Below are 21,616 nucleotides of genomic sequence, written 5' to 3' on the forward strand. Positions count from 1 at the left end.
CAAGTTGAGGAAAGTGGTAGACTATCCGACTAATTAACAAATGTTTTCAGTCCCGGCCGTGCAGACGGGCTGCGCCATGAAACAATAGCGAGGAGTGTGGTCGCCAATGGCAAATGAGAAGAAACGTGGCTTTTTTTCCTGGCTTGGCCTTGGGCAGAAAGAGAAGGCTGAAGAGGCGCAAACCGAACAGCAACCTGTAGCTGAGCAGCCGGTTGAAGAAACCCCGGTTGCCGAGCCAGCAGCCGACAGCGAAAAATTCGCCGAAGAAGTTGTCGAAGTCAGCGAGCAACTGGTGCACGAAGAGGCGTCGGCGGAAGCTGTCATCGAAGAAAGCCCGGCGGTTATCGAACATGAAGAACTGCCGCTGCCAGAAGAGGTGGCTGAGCAGGAGATCGGTGCGGAAGAGTGGCAGACGGAAGCTGAACCGCTGGAAGAAGACGATGTTCCGCTAAGCGACGAAGAGCTGGATGCCCAGGCACTGGCCGCCGAAGCGGCGGAAGAAGCGCTGGTTGTCGTGCCGGTTGAAGAATCCGTGCAGGCGCAGGAAAAACCGACAAAAGAAGGTTTCTTCGCACGCCTGAAGCGCAGCCTGCTTAAAACCAAAGAAAACCTCGGTTCCGGATTTATCAGTCTGTTCCGTGGGAAAAAGATCGACGATGATCTGTTTGAAGAACTGGAAGAGCAGTTGCTGATTGCCGATGTCGGTGTGGAAACCACGCGCAAAATCATCACTAATCTGACGGAAGGCGCGAGCCGCAAGCAGTTGCGCGACGCGGAAGCGCTTTATGGTTTGCTGAAAGATGAGATGAGCGAGATCCTCGCCAAAGTGGATGAGCCGCTTAACATCGAAGGCAAAACCCCGTTTGTGATTTTGATGGTTGGCGTTAACGGCGTGGGTAAAACCACCACCATCGGTAAACTGGCGCGCCAGTTTGAGCAGCAAGGGAAATCGGTGATGCTGGCGGCGGGTGATACCTTCCGTGCCGCTGCCGTTGAGCAGCTTCAGGTTTGGGGCCAGCGCAACGATATCCCGGTGATTGCCCAGCATACCGGCGCGGATTCCGCTTCGGTGATTTTCGATGCCATTCAGGCGGCGAAAGCGCGCCATGTGGATGTGCTGATTGCTGATACCGCAGGCCGCTTGCAGAACAAAGCGCACCTGATGGAAGAACTGAAGAAAATTGTCCGCGTGATGAAGAAGCTGGACGAAGACGCGCCGCATGAAGTGATGCTGACGATTGATGCCAGCACCGGGCAAAATGCCATTAGCCAGGCCAAACTGTTCCACGAGGCTGTCGGCTTAACCGGCATTACGCTGACTAAACTTGATGGCACCGCCAAGGGTGGCGTTATTTTCTCGGTGGCGGATCAGTTTGGCATTCCTATCCGCTACATCGGCGTCGGCGAACGTATTGAGGATTTACGTCCGTTTAATGCGGGCGATTTTATAGAGGCACTTTTTGCCCGAGAGGATTAACAATGATTCGCTTTGAACACGTCAGCAAAGCCTATCTCGGTGGGAGACAAGCGCTGCAGGGGGTGACATTTCACCTGCAGCAGGGCGAGATGGCCTTTCTGACCGGGCATTCCGGTGCGGGGAAAAGTACCCTGCTGAAGCTGATTTGTGGGATTGAGCGGCCAAGCGCCGGGAAAATCCTCTTCGGCGGCCACGATATTACCCGTTTGAAAAACCGGGAAGTGCCGTTTTTGCGTCGTCAAATCGGGATGATTTTCCAGGATCACCACCTGCTGATGGACAGAACCGTGTTCGATAACGTGGCGATCCCGCTGATTATCGCGGGTGCCAGCGGTGATGATATTCGCCGTCGCGTTTCGGCGGCGCTGGATAAAGTCGGGCTGCTCGACAAAGCGAAAAGCTTCCCGATCCAGCTCTCCGGTGGTGAACAACAGCGCGTGGGGATTGCCCGCGCGGTGGTAAACAAACCGGCCGTGCTGCTGGCGGATGAACCGACCGGTAACCTGGATGAAGCGCTTTCTGAAGGGATTTTACGTCTGTTTGAAGAATTTAACCGCGTAGGGGTAACGGTGCTGATGGCAACGCATGATATCGGGCTGATTTCCCGTCGTTCGTACCGCATGCTGAGCCTGAGCGACGGTCATTTGCATGGAGGCCTGGCGGGTGAATAAGCGCGATGCACTAAACCACATTCGGCAGTTTGGCAGCAAATTAGACCGTTTTCGCAAATCGTCTGCATCCTCCAGCGAGGGCAACCGCAATGCGCCGCGTCGCGGCAAAGCGCCAGTTAAAGCGCCTTCGCGTAAGAGTAACGTTTTTAACGAGCAGGTACGCTACGCCTGGCACGGTGCGTTGCAGGATCTGAAAAGCAAACCACTGGCGACGCTCCTGACGGTGATGGTCATTGCCATCTCCCTGACGCTGCCCAGCGTCTGTTACATGGTCTACAAAAACGTTAATCAGGCGGCGTCGCAGTACTATCCGTCACCGCAGATCACCGTCTATTTCGATAAAGCACTGGATGACAACGCGGCGCAGCAGGTAGTGGGCCAGCTTCAGTCCGAACAGGGCGTGGAAAAGGTGAACTACCTGTCGCGTGAAGATGCACTGGGCGAGTTCCGTAACTGGTCCGGGTTTGGCGGCGCGCTGGATATGCTCGAAGAGAACCCGCTGCCTGCCGTGGCGGTAGTGGTACCGAAACTCGATTTCCAGAGTACCGATTCGCTGAATACTTTACGTGACCGCATTTCCCGCATTCAGGGTATTGATGAAGTGCGCATGGATGATAGCTGGTTTGCGCGGCTGGCGTCGCTGACTGGCCTGGTCGGGCGTGTGGCGGCCATGATTGGTGTGCTGATGGTTGCGGCTGTGTTCCTGGTGATCGGCAATAGCGTGCGGCTGAGTATTTTCGCCCGCCGCGATACCATCAACGTGCAGAAGCTGATTGGTGCGACGGACGGTTTTATCCTGCGCCCGTTCCTCTACGGCGGCGCGTTGCTTGGTTTCTCCGGGGCGTTTTTATCGCTGATCCTGTCGGAAATTCTGGTGATGCGCTTGTCGTCGGCGGTGACGGAAGTGGCGAAGGTGTTCGGCACGCAGTTTGAGCTGAGCGGGCTGTCATTTGACGAGTGCTTGCTGCTGTTGCTGGTGTGTTCGATGATTGGCTGGATTGCCGCCTGGCTGGCGACGGTTCAACATTTACGTCACTTTACTCCGGACTAAAGAATCTCTGGTATACTCCTTCCCTGCACGTGAAGTATTCCCGTAGCAGGGAAGCGTAATACCCTTCTGAGGTTCCTTGCTCCGGTTTATCATCTTGATGTCACATTTTGTGCGTAATTTATTCACAGACCTACAAGGAACTTGTGGATAAAATCACTGTCTGATAAAAATGTGAATGCTATTCTCGTTGCTCAAAAGCGCTGGCATGTTTGTTGCCTGATGGGGACAGACCGCCGCCAGCTGATAAGTGAATTGAGAGGATTTGAATGACCAAAGAAATGCAAACTTTAGCTTTAGCCCCTGTTGGTAACCTGGAATCTTACGTCCGGGCTGCGAACGCATGGCCGATGTTGACGGCTGATGAAGAGCGGGCACTGGCTGAAAAGCTGCATTACCAGGGCGATCTGGAAGCAGCGAAAAAGCTGATTCTGTCTCACCTGCGCTTTGTTGTTCATATTGCTCGTAACTACTCGGGCTATGGTCTGCCGCAGGCGGATCTCATCCAGGAAGGTAACATCGGGCTGATGAAAGCCGTTCGCCGCTTCAACCCGGAAGTGGGTGTGCGCCTGGTCTCTTTCGCCGTGCACTGGATCAAAGCTGAGATCCACGAGTATGTGCTGCGCAACTGGCGTATCGTGAAAGTCGCGACCACCAAAGCTCAGCGTAAGTTGTTCTTTAACCTGCGCAAAGCTAAACAACGTCTTGGCTGGTTTAACCAGGACGAAGTGGAAATGGTCGCCCGTGAACTCGGCGTGACCAGCAAAGACGTGCGTGAAATGGAGTCGCGTATGGCGGCGCAGGACATGACGTTTGATATGTCTTCCGATGACGATGCGCACGACAGCCAGCCGATGGCACCAGTGCTCTATCTGCAGGATAAATCCTCTAACTTTGCCGACGGCATTGAAGATGATAACTGGGAAGAGCAGGCGGCCAACAAGCTGACCGATGCGATGCAGGGTCTCGACGAACGCAGCCAGCAGATCATCCGCGCCCGTTGGCTGGACGAAGATAACAAGACCACATTGCAGGAACTGGCCGATCGCTACGGCGTGTCCGCTGAGCGTGTGCGTCAGCTTGAAAAAAACGCAATGAAAAAACTGCGCGCCGCTATCGAAGCGTAAGCGTATTGCAGTGAATAAGCCGGGTCGGCGCAAGCCTCACCCGGCTTTTTATTATCTAAATTATCCCGCCGTCAATATCTTCACATCATCACGCGTTCATTCGTCTTCTGTCACAACGCGGCAGTAAAGCTGTCCTGTCGGTGTCCCTGCGCTTGCGCGAGACTGAGTAAAACATCGCTTTATCAAAGGCGCTATATACTTGGTAAGCGGGCATACACAGACAGGGGGCAATCAAGGTGAAGAACAACGAATTGAATCAGCGCCGTTTACAGGCGACGCCGCGTGGTATTGGAGTCATGTGCGGTTTTTACGCCGAAAAAGCGGAAAACGCGACGCTGTGGGATGTGGAAGGGAACGAAGTGATCGACTTTGCCGCCGGGATCGCGGTGCTTAATACCGGACATCGGCATCCAAAAGTGATGGCGGCGGTGGAAAAACAGCTGCAGGCATTTACGCACACCGCTTACCAGATTGTTCCTTACGAAAGCTATGTCTCGCTGGCGGAACGTATTAACGAACGCGTGCCGATTGCTGGTCCGGCGAAAACGGCGTTTTTCTCGACTGGCGCAGAAACGGTGGAAAACGCCGTTAAGATTGCCCGTGCCTATACCAAACGCCCCGGAATTATTACCTTTGGCGGCGGTTTCCACGGTCGCACCTTTATGACCATGGCGCTCACCGGCAAAGTTGCGCCGTATAAAATTGGATTCGGCCCATTCCCCGGTTCGATTTATCACGCCCAGTATCCCAATGCGCTGCACGGTGTAAGCAGTGAAGAGGCGTTGAAAAGCCTTGAGCGTATTTTTAAAGCGGACATCGCGCCGGATCAGGTAGCGGCCATTCTGCTGGAGACCGTGCAGGGAGAGGGCGGTTTTAACATTGCACCGAACGATTTTATGCAGGCGCTGCGCACGTTGTGCGATAGCCACGGTATTTTGCTGATCGTTGACGAAGTGCAGAGCGGTTTTGCCCGTACCGGCAAGCTTTTTGCCAGCGAGTATTACGATGTGAAACCGGATTTAATCACCATGGCGAAAAGCCTGGCCGGTGGTTTGCCGCTTTCGGCGGTGGCCGGACGTGCGGAGGTGATGGATGCGCCTGCGCCGGGTGGTTTGGGCGGCACTTATGCAGGCAATCCGCTCGCTATCGCGGCGGCGCATGCGGTGCTGGATGTGATTGAAGAAGAAAATCTGTGCGAACGGGCGAACCATCTGGGTCAGCATCTGGTGGAAGTGCTGAACCGTGCAAAAGCGCAGTGCCCTTATATCGCTGATATTCGTGCGCAGGGCTCTATGGTGGCGGTGGAATTTTACGATCCGCAAACCGGTGCGCCATCGGCTGAATTCACTAAACAGGTGCAGGAGAAAGCGCTGGGGGACGGGCTGTTGCTGCTGAGCTGCGGGGTTTATGGCAATGTTATTCGCTTCCTCTACCCGTTAACCATTCCGGAAGTTCAGTTCCGCAAGGCGCTGGATATTCTCTCCCAGTCGCTGACGCATTAATTATTCAGCCGCCTGATGGGCGGCTTTCTCATTTTCTGTTATCAGTCTGTCGTACAACCTTCAAAATTGTTATTCCATATTCCGAAAAATGGGGTATGTTTTAGCAGAGTATGCTGCTCAGGCACGGGCGGAACGGTTAAAAACTACTATCATATTCTTTGCTTATGACAATAAGCGAAATAATGTGCCACACAACAACATCACAACAAATGCAATAACCATAACAATGGGGAAACTCAGGATGAAAATGAAGGGCAAAGCGTTACTGGCAGGATGTATTGCGTTAGCAATGAGCAACGTGGCATTCGCCAAAGATATCAAAGTTGCCGTTGTCGGGGCGATGTCCGGTCCGGTTGCGCAGTACGGTGACCAGGAATTTACCGGTGCGGAACAGGCTATCGCCGATATTAATGCCAAAGGCGGGATTAAAGGCGACAAACTGGTTGCGGTAAAATATGACGATGCCTGTGACCCGAAACAAGCGGTGGCGGTCGCCAACAAAGTGGTCAACGACGGCATTAAATACGTTATCGGCCACCTCTGCTCCTCTTCTACCCAGCCGGCGTCTGATATCTACGAAGACGAAGGCATTCTGATGATCACGCCTGCGGCGACAGCGCCTGAGCTGACCGCGCGTGGTTACAAACTGACACTGCGCACCACCGGTCTGGATTCCGACCAGGGCCCGACCGCAGCGAAATATATTCTGGATAAAGTGAAGCCGCAGCGCATCGCCGTTATCCATGACAAACAGCAGTACGGTGAAGGCCTGGCGCGTGCAGTGCAGGACGGGCTGAAAAAAGGCGGCGCGAACGTGGTGTTCTTTGACGGTATCACTGCCGGTGAGAAAGACTTCTCTACGCTGGTTGCGCGCCTGAAAAAAGAGAACATCGATTTTGTTTACTACGGCGGTTACCACCCGGAAATGGGGCAGATCCTGCGTCAGTCTCGTGCTGCGGGTCTGAAAACCCAGTTTATGGGTCCGGAAGGCGTAGCGAACGTTTCCCTGTCTAACATCGCCGGTGAATCGGCAGAAGGTATGCTGGTCACCAAACCGAAAAACTATGATCAAGTTCCTGCGAACAAACCGATTGTGGATGCGATCAAAGCGAAGAAACAGGATCCAAGCGGCGCGTTTGTCTGGACGACTTATGCCGCGCTGCAATCTCTGGCTGCGGGCCTGGGTCAGTCTGCCGATCCGGCGGCTATCGCAACCTGGCTGAAAGGCCATTCAGTGGATACCGTAATGGGGCCGCTGTCCTGGGATGAGAAAGGCGATCTGAAAGGCTTTGAGTTTGGTGTGTTTACCTGGCATGCGAACGGTACAGCGACTGACGCAAAGTGATTTTCTAAGATGACCGCCGCCTTTCGCGGCGCAGAGGCGTTAGCTGCATTCGCTCACCCCGGTCGGTCACTTACTTCAGTAACCTCCCGGGGATGAGCGAACTTACCGCCTTCCTGCGATGCGAAAGTCCAGGTCAGAAGTAATTGAAAAAGCCGGGAGAAACCCGGCTTTTTTTCTTTTTTTGACGACGGGTCTGGTAAGCGTCACGCCACCAGGCACATCCACAGCGCGGGCTTTACCGTTTTTCCCAGCCGTTTTCCTGCGCGGTAAATCCCAGTCTCTGGGTGAAGGCAGCCATTACGGCCCGGTCTTCGACGCCGATATCGGCTATCCACCAACTGGTGATCGACGGGTTATCACGCATCACTTCTTCCACCAGATATTGCCCCACGCCGCGACGACGAGTGATATCGCGCACGCGCAGGGAATCCAGCGCCCCTTCGACGCCGAGTAGTGTCACGCGAACGGCTGCTAACAAACGGTCATTAAAACGCGCCGCGTAGATGCGGTGAGTGTCATCCACGTCAAGCGATGCAGAGGAGTATTCCGGCCAGACTTTCGCTAAATCAATATGATCCTGTTCGGTGAAGGTCACCAGCCGGACGATAGTCAATTTCATGTACAGCTTGTCCAAAACGCAAAACATAGTGTGAGTGTAATCAATTTCGCAAGGCAGGGTTTGATCGTTTTTTATTTTTCATTCGACAGGTGAATAATTTTACCGCAGCGGTTGGCGTAGTGTTAAACATTGGAGATAGAAAAACAGGCAGGATTTTAACCTAAGTGGTAGCGTTTTATTCCGCTTTATATGCCGTTATTTTATGCTGGGGTCGGGGCTTTTTTTGTTTATCTCGGAAGAAATACAGAATATTATCTCTGCTTAATAGCCTGAAAAATAGAGGATTTAGTCTGGTTTTTGCTAAAAAACTGCGCTAAACCATTAAAGGCACTGGTAAAAATAGCGTTGTGCATTAAAAGTACAGAATGCTTTTTAACCATAATAAAACAAAATTATTACACGAATAATTCAGGCAACAGCAAGCCAACGTTCCGGCTGCCTGAGGCAGGAAGTGTAAACACGACATCACGAATGGGGATTTACAACAATGAAAAGGAACGCGAAGACATTAATCGCGGGGATAGTAGCACTTGCGATGTCTCACGCGGCCATGGCGAAGGATATTAAGGTAGCGGTTGTCGGTGCGATGTCCGGTCCGGTTGCCCAGTGGGGCGATATGGAGTTCAACGGTGCGCGCCAGGCTATCCACGATATTAACGCTAAGGGCGGGATCAAGGGCGACAAACTGGTCGCCGTGGAATATGACGACGCCTGTGACCCAAAACAAGCCGTTGCCGTGGCGAACAAAATCGTCAATGACGGTGTGAAATATGTAATTGGCCATCTTTGCTCATCATCAACACAGCCCGCATCGGACATCTACGAAGACGAAGGTATCCTGATGATCACGCCCGGCGCGACCAACCCGGAACTGACGCAGCGCGGCTATCAACACATTATGCGTACCGCCGGGCTGGACTCCTCGCAGGGGCCAACCGCCGCGAAGTACATCCTGAACACCGTAAAACCGCAGCGTATTGCCATTATTCACGATAAGCAGCAGTACGGCGAAGGCCTTGCACGCTCCGTGCAGGAAGGGCTGAAAGCAGGCGGCGCGAATGTGGTGTTCTTCGACGGTATCACCGCCGGTGAGAAGGATTTTTCTGCGCTGGTGGCGCGTCTGCAAAAAGAAAATATCGACTTTGTCTACTACGGTGGTTACTACCCGGAGATGGGACAAATCCTGCGCCAGGCGCGCGCCAGCGGTCTGAAAACCCAATTTATGGGGCCGGAAGGCGTGGGCAACGCCTCGCTGTCGAATATTGCGGGGACTGCGGCAGAAGGCATGCTGGTGACGATGCCGAAGCGTTATGACCAGGATCCGGCGAACCAGAGTATTGTCGATGCGTTGAAAGCCGAGAAGAAAGATCCGAGCGGTCCGTATGTGTGGATCACCTACGCCGCCGTGCAATCGCTGGCCACCGCGCTGGAGCGCACCGGCAGCAGTGAGCCGCTGGCGCTGATTAAAGATTTAAAAGCCAACGGGGCTAAAACCGTGATTGGGCCGCTGAACTGGGATGAAAAAGGCGATCTGAAAGGATTTGAATTCGGTGTCTTCCAATGGCACGCCGATGGTTCGTCGTCCGTGGCGAAATAACTGTCATCCCTCTCCCGGGGCGCAATGTTTCGGGAGATTTTAGAAGGTTACGTTATGTCCGAGCAGTTTCTCTATTTCTTGCAGCAGATGTTTAACGGCGTCACGCTGGGAAGCACCTATGCATTGATCGCCATTGGTTACACCATGGTTTACGGCATTATCGGCATGATCAACTTCGCCCACGGCGAGGTCTACATGATCGGCAGTTATGTCTCCTTTATGATCATTGCCGCGCTAATGATGATGGGCATCGACTCCAGTTGGCTGCTGGTCGCGGCCGGTTTCGTCGGCGCCATTATCATTGCCAGCGCTTACGGCTGGAGTATCGAACGGGTGGCGTATCGCCCGGTGCGCAGCTCCAAGCGTCTGATTGCGCTGATTTCCGCCATCGGTATGTCTATCTTCCTGCAAAACTATGTCAGCCTGACCGAAGGTTCCCGCGATGTGGCGCTGCCAAGCCTGTTTAACGGCCAGTGGGTTGTCGGCAGCAGTGAACACTTCTCGGCAAGCATCACCACCATGCAGCTGGTTATCTGGATTGTGACGTTTGTGGCTATGCTGGCGCTGACGCTGTTTATCCGCTATTCCCGCATGGGGCGCGCCTGCCGTGCCTGTGCGGAAGACCTGAAAATGGCAAGCCTGTTGGGTATCAACACTGACCGCGTTATCGCGTTGACCTTTGTGATTGGCGCAGCGATGGCGGCGGTTGCGGGCGTACTGCTTGGCCAGTTCTATGGCGTTATCAACCCGTATATCGGTTTTATGGCCGGGATGAAAGCGTTTACTGCCGCAGTGCTGGGCGGTATTGGTAGCATTCCGGGCGCGATGATCGGCGGCCTGATTCTGGGTGTCGCAGAATCTCTCTCTTCGGCGTATCTGAGCACCGAATACAAAGATGTGGTGTCGTTCGCGCTGTTGATTGTGGTGTTGCTGGTGATGCCGACCGGCATCCTCGGTCGCCCGGAGGTTGAAAAAGTATGAAACCGATGCATTTTGCGCTGGCGCTCCTGTCGGCGGCGATGTTTTTCGTGCTGGCGAGCGTCTTTATGGGCGTTCAACTGGAGCTGAACGGCACCAAACTGGTGGTTGATACTGCGGCGGATATTCGCTGGCAGTGGATCTTCATCGGCACAGCGGTGGTGTTTTTCTTCCAGTTGCTGCGGCCTGTATTCCAGAAAAGCCTGAAGGGCGTTTCCGGGCCGAAATTCGTGCTGCCGGCGATTGATGGTTCTACGCTCAAACAGAAACTGTTCCTGTTGGCGCTGCTGGTGATTGCGGTAGCGTGGCCATTTGTCGTTTCACGCGGCACGGTGGATATCGCCACCATGACGATGATCTATATCATTCTCGGCCTCGGGCTGAACGTGGTGGTCGGGCTTTCCGGTTTGCTGGTGCTGGGTTACGGCGGTTTCTATGCCATCGGTGCATATACCTTCGCACTGCTCAACCACTATTACGGTCTCGGTTTCTGGACGTGCCTGCCGCTGGCGGGGCTGGTTTCCGCTGCCGCGGGTTTCCTGCTGGGCTTCCCGGTGCTGCGTCTGCGCGGTGATTATCTGGCGATTGTGACACTGGGCTTCGGCGAAATCGTCCGCATTCTGCTGTTGAACAACACCGAAATCACCGGAGGCCCGAACGGTATCAGCCAGATCCCCAAACCGACCCTGTTCGGACTGGAGTTCAGCCGTACCGCCCGTGAAGGGGGTTGGGATACCTTCAGCAACTTCTTTAACGTGCCTTACGACCCCAGTGACCGCGTGGTGTTCCTCTACCTGGTTGCGCTGCTGCTTGTGGTGCTGACGCTGTTTGTGATTAACCGTCTGCTGCGCATGCCGCTGGGGCGTGCGTGGGAAGCGCTGCGTGAAGATGAAATCGCCTGCCGCTCGCTCGGCCTGAACCCGACACGCATTAAGCTGACGGCCTTTACCATCAGCGCCGCGTTCGCCGGTTTTGCCGGTACGCTGTTTGCCGCGCGCCAGGGCTTTGTCAGCCCGGAATCGTTCACTTTCGCCGAGTCCGCATTTGTGCTGGCGATTGTGGTGCTGGGCGGTATGGGGTCGCAGTTCGCTGTGATCCTCGCGGCTATCCTGCTGGTGGTTTCCCGCGAGTTGATGCGTGACTTTAATGAATACAGCATGTTGATGCTGGGTGGTTTGATGGTACTGATGATGATCTGGCGTCCGCAAGGCTTGTTGCCGATGACCCGTCCGCAGTTGAAATTGAAAAACGGGCAAGCGAAAGGAGAGCAGGCATGAGTCAGCCACTGTTATCCGTAAACGGTTTGATGATGCGCTTTGGCGGTCTGCTGGCTGTCAACAATGTGTCGTTAGAGCTGCACCCGCAGGAGATCGTTTCGCTGATTGGCCCGAACGGCGCGGGCAAAACCACCGTGTTTAACTGCCTGACCGGTTTCTATAAACCGACGGGCGGCACCATTATGCTGCGCGATCAGCACCTGGAAGGGCTGCCGGGCCAGCAAATCGCCCGTATGGGCGTGGTACGGACTTTCCAGCATGTGCGTCTGTTTCGCGAAATGACGGTGATTGAAAATTTGCTGGTAGGACAGCATCAGCAGCTTAAAACCGGGGTTTTCTCCGGCTTGCTGAAAACACCGGCGTTTCGCCGCGCGCAGAGTGAAGCGCTGGATCGCGCCGCAACCTGGCTGGATCGCATTGGTTTGTTAGCGCACGCTAACCGCCAGGCCAGCAACCTCGCTTATGGTGATCAGCGCCGTCTGGAGATTGTGCGCTGCATGGTGACGCAGCCGGAAATCCTGATGCTCGATGAACCGGCGGCCGGTCTGAACCCAAAAGAGACCAAAGAGCTGGATGAGCTGATTGTCGAACTGCGTAACCATCACAACACCACCATCCTGCTGATCGAGCATGATATGAAGCTGGTGATGGGGATTTCCGACCGGATTTATGTCGTGAACCAGGGCACGCCGCTGGCGAACGGGACGCCGGAAGAGATTCGTAACAACCCGGACGTGATCCGCGCATACCTTGGTGAGGCATAAGATGGAAAAGGCGATGTTATCTTTTGACAAAGTTAGCGCTCACTACGGCAAAATCCAGGCGCTGCATGATGTCAGCCTGCATATTAACCAGGGCGAAATCGTGACGCTGATTGGTGCCAACGGCGCGGGGAAAACCACGTTGCTCGGCACGCTGTGCGGCGATCCGCGCGCCAGCAGCGGGCGCATTGTGTTTGATGGCAAAGACATTACCGACTGGCAGACCGCGAAAATCATGCGCGAAGCCGTGGCAATTGTGCCGGAAGGCCGCCGCGTCTTTTCGCGGATGACCGTGGAAGAGAATCTGGCGATGGGCGGTTTTTTCGCCGATCGCGAGCAGTATCAGACGCGTATTCAAAGGGTTTATGAACTGTTTCCGCGCCTGCACGAGCGCCGCATCCAGCGCGCTGGCACCATGTCCGGCGGCGAGCAGCAGATGCTGGCGATTGGCCGCGCGCTGATGAGCCAGCCGCGTTTGTTACTGCTGGATGAACCTTCGCTGGGTCTTGCGCCGATCATTATTCAGCAAATCTTCGACACCATTGAGCAACTGCGCAAAGAAGGAATGACCATCTTCCTGGTGGAGCAGAACGCCAACCAGGCGCTGAAGCTCGCCGATCGCGGCTACGTGCTGGAAAACGGCCATGTAGTGCTGGAAGATACTGGCGACGCGTTACTGGCGAACGAAGCGGTGCGCAGCGCTTACCTGGGCGGGTAACTTGTTGATGTAATAGCATTTAAACCGGTCTCGCAAGAACCGGTTTTTTGTCTTAAAAACGTTTTCCTGCGATGCGACCAGACGGTTTGATGGGATATGATGCGGGTGGCGCTTGAGGCTTTTTGCCTCATGACGGTAAAAAGTTGTGCGGCAGAAAGAAGAAAGCCCCGAAGGTCATTTTTCAATTAACCAACGAGGCCTGTCTATATGCTCGACACATGTAGAGTAGCCTCTTACCCGCCGAAAGGCAAGGAGCCGCAGGCTATTGTTAATGCTATGCAATAATGTCCCTTTTGACCCATTCTGAAATGTCCCCGTAGCTTCTCAGCCAGGATATTTCATGTCAAAAGAGATCATTAGCATGAGCCTTAAAGAACTTGACCGTCTTCAGATAATTCGGGATTCAGTCAGCCGACAGATCACCCAGGAACAGGCTGCGGACCGTATAGGCATATCAATCCGGCAGGTAAAACGTCTCGTTCAGCGCTACCGGATCGAAGGTCCTCAGGGACTGGTTTCTCGCCGCCGAGGACAACGTCCCAATAATGCTTTTACGTCGGAATTTCGGACTCTCGTCATCTCACTTGTCAGAGATAAATATCCGGATTTCGGCCCCACTTTTGCCTGTGAGAAATTACGGGAGATCCATGGACTGGCTTTGTCGGCCGAAACTTTGCGCAAATGGATGGTTGAAGAAGGTTTATGGCGTGAGCGACGCCGAAAAATTGCCCGCATTTATCAGCGTCGGCAACGGCGCCCATGCTATGGCGAACTTATTCAGATTGACGGTTCTCCGCATGACTGGTTTGAAGATCGTGGGCCTCGCTGCACATTAATTGTCTTTATTGATGACGCCACCAGTGCGCTTATGGCGCTCCGCTTCGCTCCTGCAGAAACGACACGTGCTTACATGGAAACGTTACGTGATTATCTCGACAAATATGGGCGTCCCCTTGCCCTGTATTCTGACAGACACAGTATTTTCCGTGTGAATAACCCGGAACGTGAAGGCGAGCTAACACAATTTACCCGTGCAATTAAAACTCTTGGGATCGAGCCGATTCACGCTAATACTCCTCAGGCTAAGGGCCGGGTCGAGCGTGCTAATCAGACGTTACAGGACAGACTGGTTAAAGAATTACGCCTTCGCAATATCAGTGATATCGAATCAGCTAACCTGTGGTTATCTGAGTTTATGAAGGATTATAACTCTCGCTTCGCTTCAGTCCCTCGTGAAAATGGTAACGCTCACAGGGAGATTCTTCATTCTCCGGAAGAACTTAACTACATACTCTGTTATCAGTCCCGTCGGGTGCTTTCCAAGAATCTGACCTTTCAGTATAAAACGAGCGCATATCAGATCCGTTCAGAAGGGCAGGGATACCGTCTCAGGCACGCGATTGTCACGGTTTGCGAGAACTTTAACGGTGAAATAACGGTGCTTCATGAAAGTCGGCCGTTGGGCTACGAAATATATGTCGATGGGCCTGAACCAATACCTCTTGATGATGAAAAGAGCGTACATGAGCGTGTGGATAATGCGAGGTATAATTTGCGCTCAAAATATTACGTCAAACCTGCTGCTGACCATCCCTGGATGACACGGCGAACGCAGAGCAAAGATGATGTGAAGCCGCCAACGTTACCCAGAAAGAAAGTAGACCCGGATACGACTCCCAAATAGTGCTTACAGCATTAGTCAATTGCGATTAAGGGTTGCATTATAAATGTCGTCGTTTTCGCGTTTGCCTACACCGATAACAGTGACGGTAACAATGTCGTCCTCTACACGATAGACAAGCCGGTATCCGGCACCACGTAGCTTAATTTTATACTGGTCCTTACGTCCATGTAGCTGTGATGCCGGAACTCTGGGGTTCTCCAGGCGCTCTTTGAGCTTCTTTTTGAATTGCACCTGCAGTGTATGACCCAGCTTCTTCCATTCTTTCAGAGCGGATTCGTTGAAAGCCAGCTTATAGGTCATCAATATTGACCTCTATAACCTTTTCTCCGCTTCGCTCATCAGCTATCCGTCCCAGCTCTTCATCTTCCAGAAGTTCCATCAACTGGGCATACAGTGCCGGTGGCACGCAGTAGAATGCAGGCTCATTACGATTCAGAATGGCTACCGGAGCGCCCTCCCCGGCGTGGAAAGTACCCATAGGGTCACGTTTAAGTTCAGTAATGCTGGCTGCCGTAGTGGTCAGAACCTGAAATGCCATAATGTTACCTCCTCAGTTTGAGTGTTAATTTTAGATCATTTAAATGCACCTTTAAAGGTGCTTTTTGTTGGGGTTTATCCGGTAATAAGGCTGGATAGCGTGATATGACTTACTGAGAAAAGTTGCAGAAACAAGAAAGAGGGGAGGCGAATGTATTGAAATCAGGGCCTAAGCACTTTTGTGCGTTTATATGCAGTGAGGTAAAATTCATCTCCTGCGTTTCTGGCGGTTTTTCGGGTGGTTTGTTACCAGTTTTACCGTTCTGCCGTCAGAAACGCCCTGAGCGCGTTTTGGCGGTGCGCGAAATGACGCGTTATGGTAAATCTTCTGAAGTCATGTCCGCTGTGAGCGAACAGCGGAAGTTCGTAATTTATCCCACAGCTGATAACGCGCGTTAATAAACGGGAAGCAGGTCAATTGGGAGCAATAAAAAAGGCCGCCTAAGCGACCTATTTATTTTACATAAGCTTTATTTTTACTTTATACCCCTCAAGACCGGACATGGTCTCACTCGGTATAAACTCGATCTCGGAAACTTCTTTGCCTGTTTTTTTCCGTAGCTCAGCGATTTTTTTAGTAATAAGAGCAGAAATTTCTTGCTCAGCTTTACGCTCCAGTTCTTCAGGTTTCATATATGTACTCCTTTTTCATACCCAACCTTTTATAAATCATAGGTTATCTTCCATGAGGGCGCACAGGAATCATCCCTCACGCCACCGGTAAATCGGGAGTGGGTTGCAATGCCCAAACCGCCGATGCCGGTCGCCTCGTTCGCAGGACATCTGGTGTCGGGCCGCAGCCGACACTTGCCATATTTTTCCTGGCATTATCACAGACACACAGTGAATGCCTGATGTAATGCCGTAATAGTCTTTCCTCTGCCCCGTTAATAAAACTTTTTTGAATTTATTCTTCCGCTTACGCTTGTTGTAAATGGTTTGTAGACCACACTTGGAGAGGCTCCTGAAGGATGCGCACCCCGACCCAGGGAATGACTTATGGATGAGTCCATACCTTCAGCGGGAGCTGAGGGAACTGAAAATAAGAACCGATGCTGTACCTCAATATTGCCTTCGCTTAGAAGGCATTTTTTTACTTTCAGAAATTAACAAACTCAAGCTATTTCAAAAGTTTGTTTGCAGCTTCGACGATTTCATGTGATGTAACCTCTCTGTCTGAGGCTACACAAAACTCAGTATGATCGCCAGTAAGCGAATGAACTCCCGCATACATAATCTTAAGGTTAGTTTCCTCACCATTCGGGTATTCACGGAGTATTGTGGTAGTGCCATCTACAACCCTGACAACCACCACTGGCTGCCGATTGAAGAACACCAGAACATTTTTCATAGGCATCCCTAATGTTGAGAAAAGGCCACAATAAGTGGCCTTTGATAAGTATCAGCTTGAAGTCAGAATAGTGATTCGCAGGAGCCACCCGGGCGATTCATGTTTTCTGATCGACCAATAACCGCTGCCTTTCTTGTGTAGGCAAGGCGGCGGTGAATTGAGTCTACAGAGTTTTAATGTTTTCACATGGTAAAGGGCAAGATGATGGTAGTTATGCTGCAACTTTTGATTTCCATCTGCGATTAAACTGTTTCGGCAGTTTTAACCACTGCAAGTCGTGTGACCTGCTCCCCATAAATTAACATATCTCAATGTTATCAATGTCTGCTGTTGGCACGAAGCGGACAAGTTAACTGAGCTGAATGTCCGCTGCGAGTGAGGAGCAGACGTAGAAGATACTTTTTGTTCCCACGTTAAAATTCACGGGGTGAGTATCGTTGGTTAGCTTTTAGGCTCACGGGTTCGTACAAGGTCTTTTTCCTGGTCGGCTATCTCCACGAAAACCGGGTCATATTTTCTATAACCGAAACATTAACGTATTTGAATTACCGTATGTGTTATTGATTTTATTACTCCGGAGAGTACCATGTGCCTAAATGAGAAGGAGGAATAATGTCTCTGACTGCCCTGCAGCTTTTCAAAAACCTGTCCGATGAAACTCGTTTGAGTATCGTCCTGCTGCTCAGTGAAATGGGCGAGCTTTGCGTATGCGATCTTTGCACGGCGCTGGAACAGTCACAACCCAAGATCTCCCGTCACCTGGCAATGCTCCGGGAAAGTGGTCTATTGCTGGATCGCAAGCAGGGAAAATGGGTTCACTATCGCCTGTCTCCGCATATTCCTTCCTGGGCCGCCCGGGTGATTGAGCAGGCCTGGTTAAGCCAGCAGTATGAGATACAGGCCATCGCCCGTAAACTGGCATCGGCAAACTGCTCTGGTAGCGGTAAGGCTGTTTGTATCTAAAAAATTTGCCTGAACATATATGATTTTTCAAATGTGAGGTATTCAGAATGAAAACGTTAACGGTATTTGACCCGGCAATGTGCTGCAGTACCGGCGTATGTGGCTCAGATGTCGATCAGGTTCTGGTTGATTTCTCTGCTGACGTGCAGTGGCTGAAAGGTCGCGGCGTACAGGTTGAACGTTACAACCTGGCGCAGCAGCCCATGAGCTTTGTTCAGAACGAGAAAGCGAAAGCATTCCTCGAAGCATCCGGAGCAGAAGGGCTTCCGCTACTGCTGCTGGACGGCGAAACGGTGATGGCAGGGCGATACCCAAAACGCGCTGAGCTGGCTCGCTGGTTCGGTATTCCGCTGGTGAAGGTAGGGTTGGCTACCACCAGATGCTGTGGTGGTAATACTTCCTGTTGCTGAATATGTCAGGAGGACACATGAAATTCTTACAGAACATCCCGCCTTACCTGTTTTTTACCGGTAAGGGAGGTGTAGGAAAAACTTCTATTTCCTGCGCGACGGCTATCCGCCTTGCTGAACAGGGTAAGCGGGTTTTGCTGGTTAGTACCGATCCGGCTTCCAATGTCGGCCAGGTATTCGATCAGGCTATCGGTAACACGATACGGCCTGTGACAGCAGTGCCTGGACTTTCCGCACTGGAGATTGACCCGCAGGAAGCCGCCCAGCAATACCGCGCCAGAATCGTTGATCCTATCAAAGGTCTTCTGCCTGATGACGTTGTTAACAGTATCAGTGAACAGCTTTCGGGGGCCTGTACGACTGAGATTGCGGCGTTCGATGAGTTCACCAGCTTATTGACTGACACTTATCTGCTGACCCGCTTTGATCACATTATTTTTGATACAGCGCCGACGGGCCACACGATTCGCCTTCTCCAGCTTCCCGGTGCCTGGAGTAGCTTCATCGAAAGTAATCCAAATGGTGCTTCCTGCCTTGGCCCGATGGCCGGGCTGGAAAAACAGCGGGAGCAGTATGCACACGCGGTAGAGGCGTTATCCGATCCTGTACGTACCCGTCTGGTTCTGGTTGCACGACTGCAGAAATCCACTTTGCAGGAAGTCGCCCGCACCCATGAAGAACTCGCCGCAATTGGCCTGAAAAATCAGTATCTGGTGATTAATGGGGTTCTGCCGACAGCCGAAGTAGAACATGACGCACTGGCTGCTGCGATATGGCAACGGGAACAGGAAGCACTGGCAAATCTTCCTGCCGGGTTATCCGGGCTGCCGACAGATACCTTATTACTACAGCCAGTCAACATGGTTGGCGTGTCTGCATTGAAAGGACTGCTGGATACCCGTTCTGAGGCATTATCACTCCCTGTAGCGAACGTCCAGTACACGCCTGAAAACGTATCGCTCTCTGACCTGGTCGATGATATCGCCCGCAGCGAACATGGTCTGGTTATGCTGATGGGCAAAGGTGGCGTGGGTAAAACCACGATGGCGGCGGCCATCGCCGTGAGGCTGGCAGATATGGGTTTTGATGTCCATCTCACGACCTCAGATCCCGCGGCACACCTCAGCACAACGCTCAACGGCAGCCTGAATAACCTGCAAGTCAGCCGGATCAATCCACACGATGAAACCGAACGTTATCGCCAGCATGTCCTGGAGACGAAGGGAAGAGATCTGGACGAAGCAGGAAAAAGGCTACTGGAAGAGGATTTACGCTCTCCCTGCACAGAAGAAATCGCCGTGTTCCAGGCCTTTTCCCGGGTGATTCGTGAATCGGGTAAGCGGTTTGTTGTTATGGATACCGCCCCTACGGGACACACGCTTTTGCTGCTGGATGCGACGGGGGCTTATCACCGCGAAATTGCCAAAAAAATGGGCGACAAAGGCCATTTTACTACCCCGATGATGCAGCTTCAGGACCCGGAGCGAACCAAAGTTCTGCTGGTTACGCTTGCGGAAACCACTCCTGTGCTGGAGGCAGCAAATTTGCAGGCTGATCTTGAACGAGCAGGGATTCATCCGTGGGGCTGGATTATCAATAACAGCCTTTCTATTGCGGATACGCGTTCTCCATTGCTTTGCCAGCGCGCCCGGCAGGAATTGCCTCAGATTGAGGCGGTTAAGCATCAGCATGCTGACCGTATAGCGCTTGTTCCGTTACTGGCATCAGAGCCTGCCGGTATTGAAAAGCTCAGAGCGTTGATGCGTTAATTTTTGGGTATATACAGGGCGGCGGTGCCGCTCTGTCAGGAGGTTTTATGTTACTGGCAGGCGCTATTTTTGTCCTGACCATCGTGTTGGTTATCTGGCAGCCGAAGGGGTTAGGGATCGGCTGGAGCGCGACGCTGGGCGCAGCCCTGGCTTTGATTTCAGGCGTTGTGCATGTGGGTGATATTCCGGTGGTGTGGAATATCGTCTGGAACGCGACAGCGACATTTATTGCCGTGATTGTCATCAGCCTGCTGCTTGATGAGTCCGGCTTTTTCGAATGGGCAGCGCTGCACGTTTCCCGTTGGGGCAATGGTCGTGGCCGTTTGCTCTTTACCTGGATAGTCCTGCTCGGCGCAGCAGTAGCGGCACTGTTTGCCAACGACGGTGCGGCACTTATTCTGACGCCGATAGTCATCGCCATGCTGCTGGCATTAGGGTTCAGCAAAGGCACCACGCTGGCATTCGTCATGGCCGCCGGGTTTATTGCCGATACCGCCAGCTTGCCGCTTATCGTGTCGAACCTGGTGAATATCGTCTCGGCGGATTTCTTTGGTCTGGGATTCAACGAATATGCGTCGGTAATGGTGCCGGTGGATATTGCAGCCATTGTTGCCACTCTGGTTATGCTGCATCTTTTCTTCCGCAAAGATATTCCGCCGACTTACGACCTGGCTCTCCTGAAAGCACCAGCAAAGGCGATTAAAGATTTAGCAACCTTCAGAACTGGCTGGATAGTTTTAATTCTTCTGCTGGTTGGGTTCTTTGTCCTCGAGCCGCTCGGTATTCCCGTTAGCGCGATTGCGGCTGTTGGAGCTGTGATCCTGTTTGCAGTAGCTAAACGAGGCCATGCCATTAACACTGGCAAAGTGCTGCGCGGTGCGCCATGGCAGATCGTTATCTTCTCACTGGGGATGTATCTGGTGGTCTACGGTCTGCGCAACGCCGGGCTAACCGAATACCTTTCAGGTGTGCTGAACGTACTGGCGGATAAAGGACTCTGGGCCGCGACGCTGGGTACTGGCTTCCTGACGGCTTTCCTGTCTTCCATCATGAACAACATGCCTACCGTGCTGGTTGGCGCGCTCTCTATCGATGGCAGCACCGCAACCGGTATTATCAAAGAGGCGATGATCTACGCCAACGTGATTGGCTGCGACCTAGGGCCGAAAATTACCCCTATTGGGAGCCTGGCAACGCTGCTCTGGCTGCATGTCCTTTCACAGAAGAATATGACGATTACCTGGGGATACTATTTCCGCACCGGGATCGTTATGACACTGCCTGTGCTGTTTGTAACGCTGGCCGCGCTGGCGCTACGTCTCTCTTTCACTTTGTAATGAGATACTGATATGAGCAACATCACTATTTATCATAATCCGGCCTGCGGCACGTCGCGTAATACGCTGGAGATGATCCGCAACAGTGGTAATGAACCGACCGTTATTCATTACCTTGAAAATCCACCGTCTCGCGATGAACTGGTCAAACTTATTGCGGATATGGGGATTACGGTTCGGGCGCTGCTGCGTAAAAACGTCGAGCCTTATGAAGAACTGGGGCTGGCGGAAGATAAATTTACTGACGATCAGTTAATCGACTTTATGCTGAAGCATCCGATCCTGATTAACCGCCCTATCGTCGTGACGCCACGGGGAACACGCCTGTGTCGTCCGTCTGAGGTTGTGCTGGATATCCTTCCTGATGCGCAACAAGGCTCTTTCGCCAAGGAAGACGGAGAGAAAGTCGTTGATGAAACAGGTAAGCGATTGAAATAAATATAAA

21 protein-coding genes are annotated in these 21,616 nt (G+C 52.6%); 17 read left to right on the forward strand and 4 right to left on the reverse strand.

Features of this window, described 5'->3' with window-relative positions; translation table 11 throughout:
- Positions 1-106 precede the first annotated feature (106 nt).
- The 6 genes from ftsY (at position 107) to JKP81_RS08180 (ending at position 7,170) form a co-directional block, all read left to right on the forward strand.
- On the forward strand, positions 107-1,477 hold the full coding sequence (gene ftsY, locus JKP81_RS08155; RefSeq protein WP_200551335.1) for a signal recognition particle-docking protein FtsY: 1,371 nt from the start codon (positions 107-109) through the stop codon (positions 1,475-1,477).
- A 2-nt stretch (positions 1,478-1,479) separates the two neighbouring features.
- On the forward strand, positions 1,480-2,148 hold the full coding sequence (gene ftsE, locus JKP81_RS08160; protein ID WP_017459577.1) for a cell division ATP-binding protein FtsE: 669 nt from the start codon (positions 1,480-1,482) through the stop codon (positions 2,146-2,148).
- The gene (gene ftsX / locus JKP81_RS08165) at positions 2,141-3,199 is read left to right on the forward strand and encodes a permease-like cell division protein FtsX (protein WP_200551336.1); all 1,059 of its coding nucleotides are present in this window, start codon (positions 2,141-2,143) and stop codon (positions 3,197-3,199) included. Before ftsE ends, ftsX begins: the two co-directional genes overlap by 8 nt.
- A gap of 266 nt (positions 3,200-3,465) precedes the next feature.
- Positions 3,466-4,323, forward strand: coding sequence for an RNA polymerase sigma factor RpoH (rpoH, locus tag JKP81_RS08170; protein WP_017459575.1), 858 nt, complete (start codon positions 3,466-3,468; stop codon positions 4,321-4,323).
- 236 nt (positions 4,324-4,559) lie between these two features.
- Positions 4,560-5,825 carry a 4-aminobutyrate--2-oxoglutarate transaminase gene (locus tag JKP81_RS08175; RefSeq protein WP_200551337.1) on the forward strand — a complete coding sequence of 422 codons (1,266 nt, stop codon included), beginning with the start codon at positions 4,560-4,562 and terminating at the stop codon, positions 5,823-5,825.
- Between the two features lie 241 nt (positions 5,826-6,066).
- On the forward strand, positions 6,067-7,170 hold the full coding sequence (locus tag JKP81_RS08180; protein WP_200551338.1) for a branched-chain amino acid ABC transporter substrate-binding protein: 1,104 nt from the start codon (positions 6,067-6,069) through the stop codon (positions 7,168-7,170).
- A gap of 235 nt (positions 7,171-7,405) precedes the next feature.
- On the opposite strand, the gene panM is transcribed toward JKP81_RS08180, so the two are convergent.
- Positions 7,406-7,789 (reverse strand): aspartate 1-decarboxylase autocleavage activator PanM, encoded by a 384-nt coding sequence (gene panM, locus JKP81_RS08185; RefSeq protein WP_200551339.1) that lies wholly within the window; start codon positions 7,787-7,789, stop codon positions 7,406-7,408.
- 487 nt (positions 7,790-8,276) lie between these two features.
- On the opposite strand from panM, the gene livK reads away from it, so the two are divergent.
- The 6 genes from livK to JKP81_RS08215 all read left to right on the forward strand — a co-directional run bounded on the left by livK (position 8,277) and on the right by JKP81_RS08215 (position 14,804).
- A complete protein-coding gene (gene livK, locus JKP81_RS08190; protein WP_175274128.1) occupies positions 8,277-9,386 on the forward strand; it encodes a high-affinity branched-chain amino acid ABC transporter substrate-binding protein LivK in 1,110 nt (369 codons plus the stop codon).
- Positions 9,387-9,440: 54 nt separating this feature from the next.
- Positions 9,441-10,367, forward strand: coding sequence for a high-affinity branched-chain amino acid ABC transporter permease LivH (livH, locus tag JKP81_RS08195; protein ID WP_017459570.1), 927 nt, complete (start codon positions 9,441-9,443; stop codon positions 10,365-10,367).
- A complete protein-coding gene (locus tag JKP81_RS08200; protein WP_200551340.1) occupies positions 10,364-11,641 on the forward strand; it encodes a high-affinity branched-chain amino acid ABC transporter permease LivM in 1,278 nt (425 codons plus the stop codon). The genes livH and JKP81_RS08200 overlap by 4 nt, the downstream gene beginning before the upstream one ends.
- On the forward strand, positions 11,638-12,405 hold the full coding sequence (gene livG, locus JKP81_RS08205) for a high-affinity branched-chain amino acid ABC transporter ATP-binding protein LivG (RefSeq protein WP_200551341.1): 768 nt from the start codon (positions 11,638-11,640) through the stop codon (positions 12,403-12,405). Before JKP81_RS08200 ends, livG begins: the two co-directional genes overlap by 4 nt.
- A gap of 1 nt (position 12,406) precedes the next feature.
- Positions 12,407-13,120: a high-affinity branched-chain amino acid ABC transporter ATP-binding protein LivF gene (gene livF, locus JKP81_RS08210; RefSeq protein WP_200551342.1), complete on the forward strand. Its 714-nt coding sequence runs from the start codon at positions 12,407-12,409 to the stop codon at positions 13,118-13,120.
- 340 nt (positions 13,121-13,460) lie between these two features.
- The gene (locus JKP81_RS08215) at positions 13,461-14,804 is read left to right on the forward strand and encodes an ISNCY family transposase (protein ID WP_200551343.1); all 1,344 of its coding nucleotides are present in this window, start codon (positions 13,461-13,463) and stop codon (positions 14,802-14,804) included.
- Positions 14,805-14,819: 15 nt separating this feature from the next.
- Here the strand turns inward: JKP81_RS08215 and JKP81_RS08220 are convergent, their stop codons facing one another.
- The 3 genes from JKP81_RS08220 to JKP81_RS08230 all read right to left on the reverse strand — a co-directional run bounded on the left by JKP81_RS08220 (position 14,820) and on the right by JKP81_RS08230 (position 15,974).
- Entirely contained in the window at positions 14,820-15,104 is a 285-nt protein-coding gene (locus JKP81_RS08220; protein ID WP_004187019.1) for a type II toxin-antitoxin system RelE/ParE family toxin, read from the reverse strand.
- Entirely contained in the window at positions 15,094-15,342 is a 249-nt protein-coding gene (locus JKP81_RS08225) for a type II toxin-antitoxin system Phd/YefM family antitoxin (RefSeq protein ID WP_200551344.1), read from the reverse strand. The genes JKP81_RS08220 and JKP81_RS08225 overlap by 11 nt, the downstream gene beginning before the upstream one ends.
- Positions 15,343-15,800: 458 nt before the next feature.
- Positions 15,801-15,974, reverse strand: a complete 174-nt coding sequence (locus JKP81_RS08230; protein WP_041852351.1) for a GnsA/GnsB family addiction module toxin — start codon at positions 15,972-15,974, stop codon at positions 15,801-15,803.
- Between the two features lie 1,330 nt (positions 15,975-17,304).
- Here JKP81_RS08230 and arsR point away from each other — a divergent pair.
- From arsR to arsC, 5 genes are read left to right on the forward strand one after another with little or no spacing between them, the layout of a single operon-like run.
- Positions 17,305-17,655 (forward strand): As(III)-sensing metalloregulatory transcriptional repressor ArsR, encoded by a 351-nt coding sequence (gene arsR / locus JKP81_RS08235; protein WP_047370763.1) that lies wholly within the window; start codon positions 17,305-17,307, stop codon positions 17,653-17,655.
- A 47-nt stretch (positions 17,656-17,702) separates the two neighbouring features.
- Positions 17,703-18,065, forward strand: coding sequence for an arsenite efflux transporter metallochaperone ArsD (gene arsD, locus JKP81_RS08240; protein WP_200551345.1), 363 nt, complete (start codon positions 17,703-17,705; stop codon positions 18,063-18,065).
- Positions 18,066-18,082: 17 nt separating this feature from the next.
- Positions 18,083-19,834 carry an arsenite efflux transporter ATPase subunit ArsA gene (gene arsA / locus JKP81_RS08245; RefSeq protein WP_200551346.1) on the forward strand — a complete coding sequence of 584 codons (1,752 nt, stop codon included), beginning with the start codon at positions 18,083-18,085 and terminating at the stop codon, positions 19,832-19,834.
- 47 nt (positions 19,835-19,881) lie between these two features.
- The gene (gene arsB, locus JKP81_RS08250) at positions 19,882-21,171 is read left to right on the forward strand and encodes an arsenite efflux transporter membrane subunit ArsB (protein WP_200551347.1); all 1,290 of its coding nucleotides are present in this window, start codon (positions 19,882-19,884) and stop codon (positions 21,169-21,171) included.
- 12 nt (positions 21,172-21,183) lie between these two features.
- The gene (gene arsC / locus JKP81_RS08255) at positions 21,184-21,609 is read left to right on the forward strand and encodes a glutaredoxin-dependent arsenate reductase (RefSeq protein ID WP_200551348.1); all 426 of its coding nucleotides are present in this window, start codon (positions 21,184-21,186) and stop codon (positions 21,607-21,609) included.
- Positions 21,610-21,616 lie beyond the last annotated feature (7 nt).

Source organism: Kosakonia sp. LAM2021 (assembly GCF_016620385.1).
Classification (GTDB): Bacteria; Pseudomonadota; Gammaproteobacteria; order Enterobacterales; family Enterobacteriaceae; genus Kosakonia; species Kosakonia sacchari.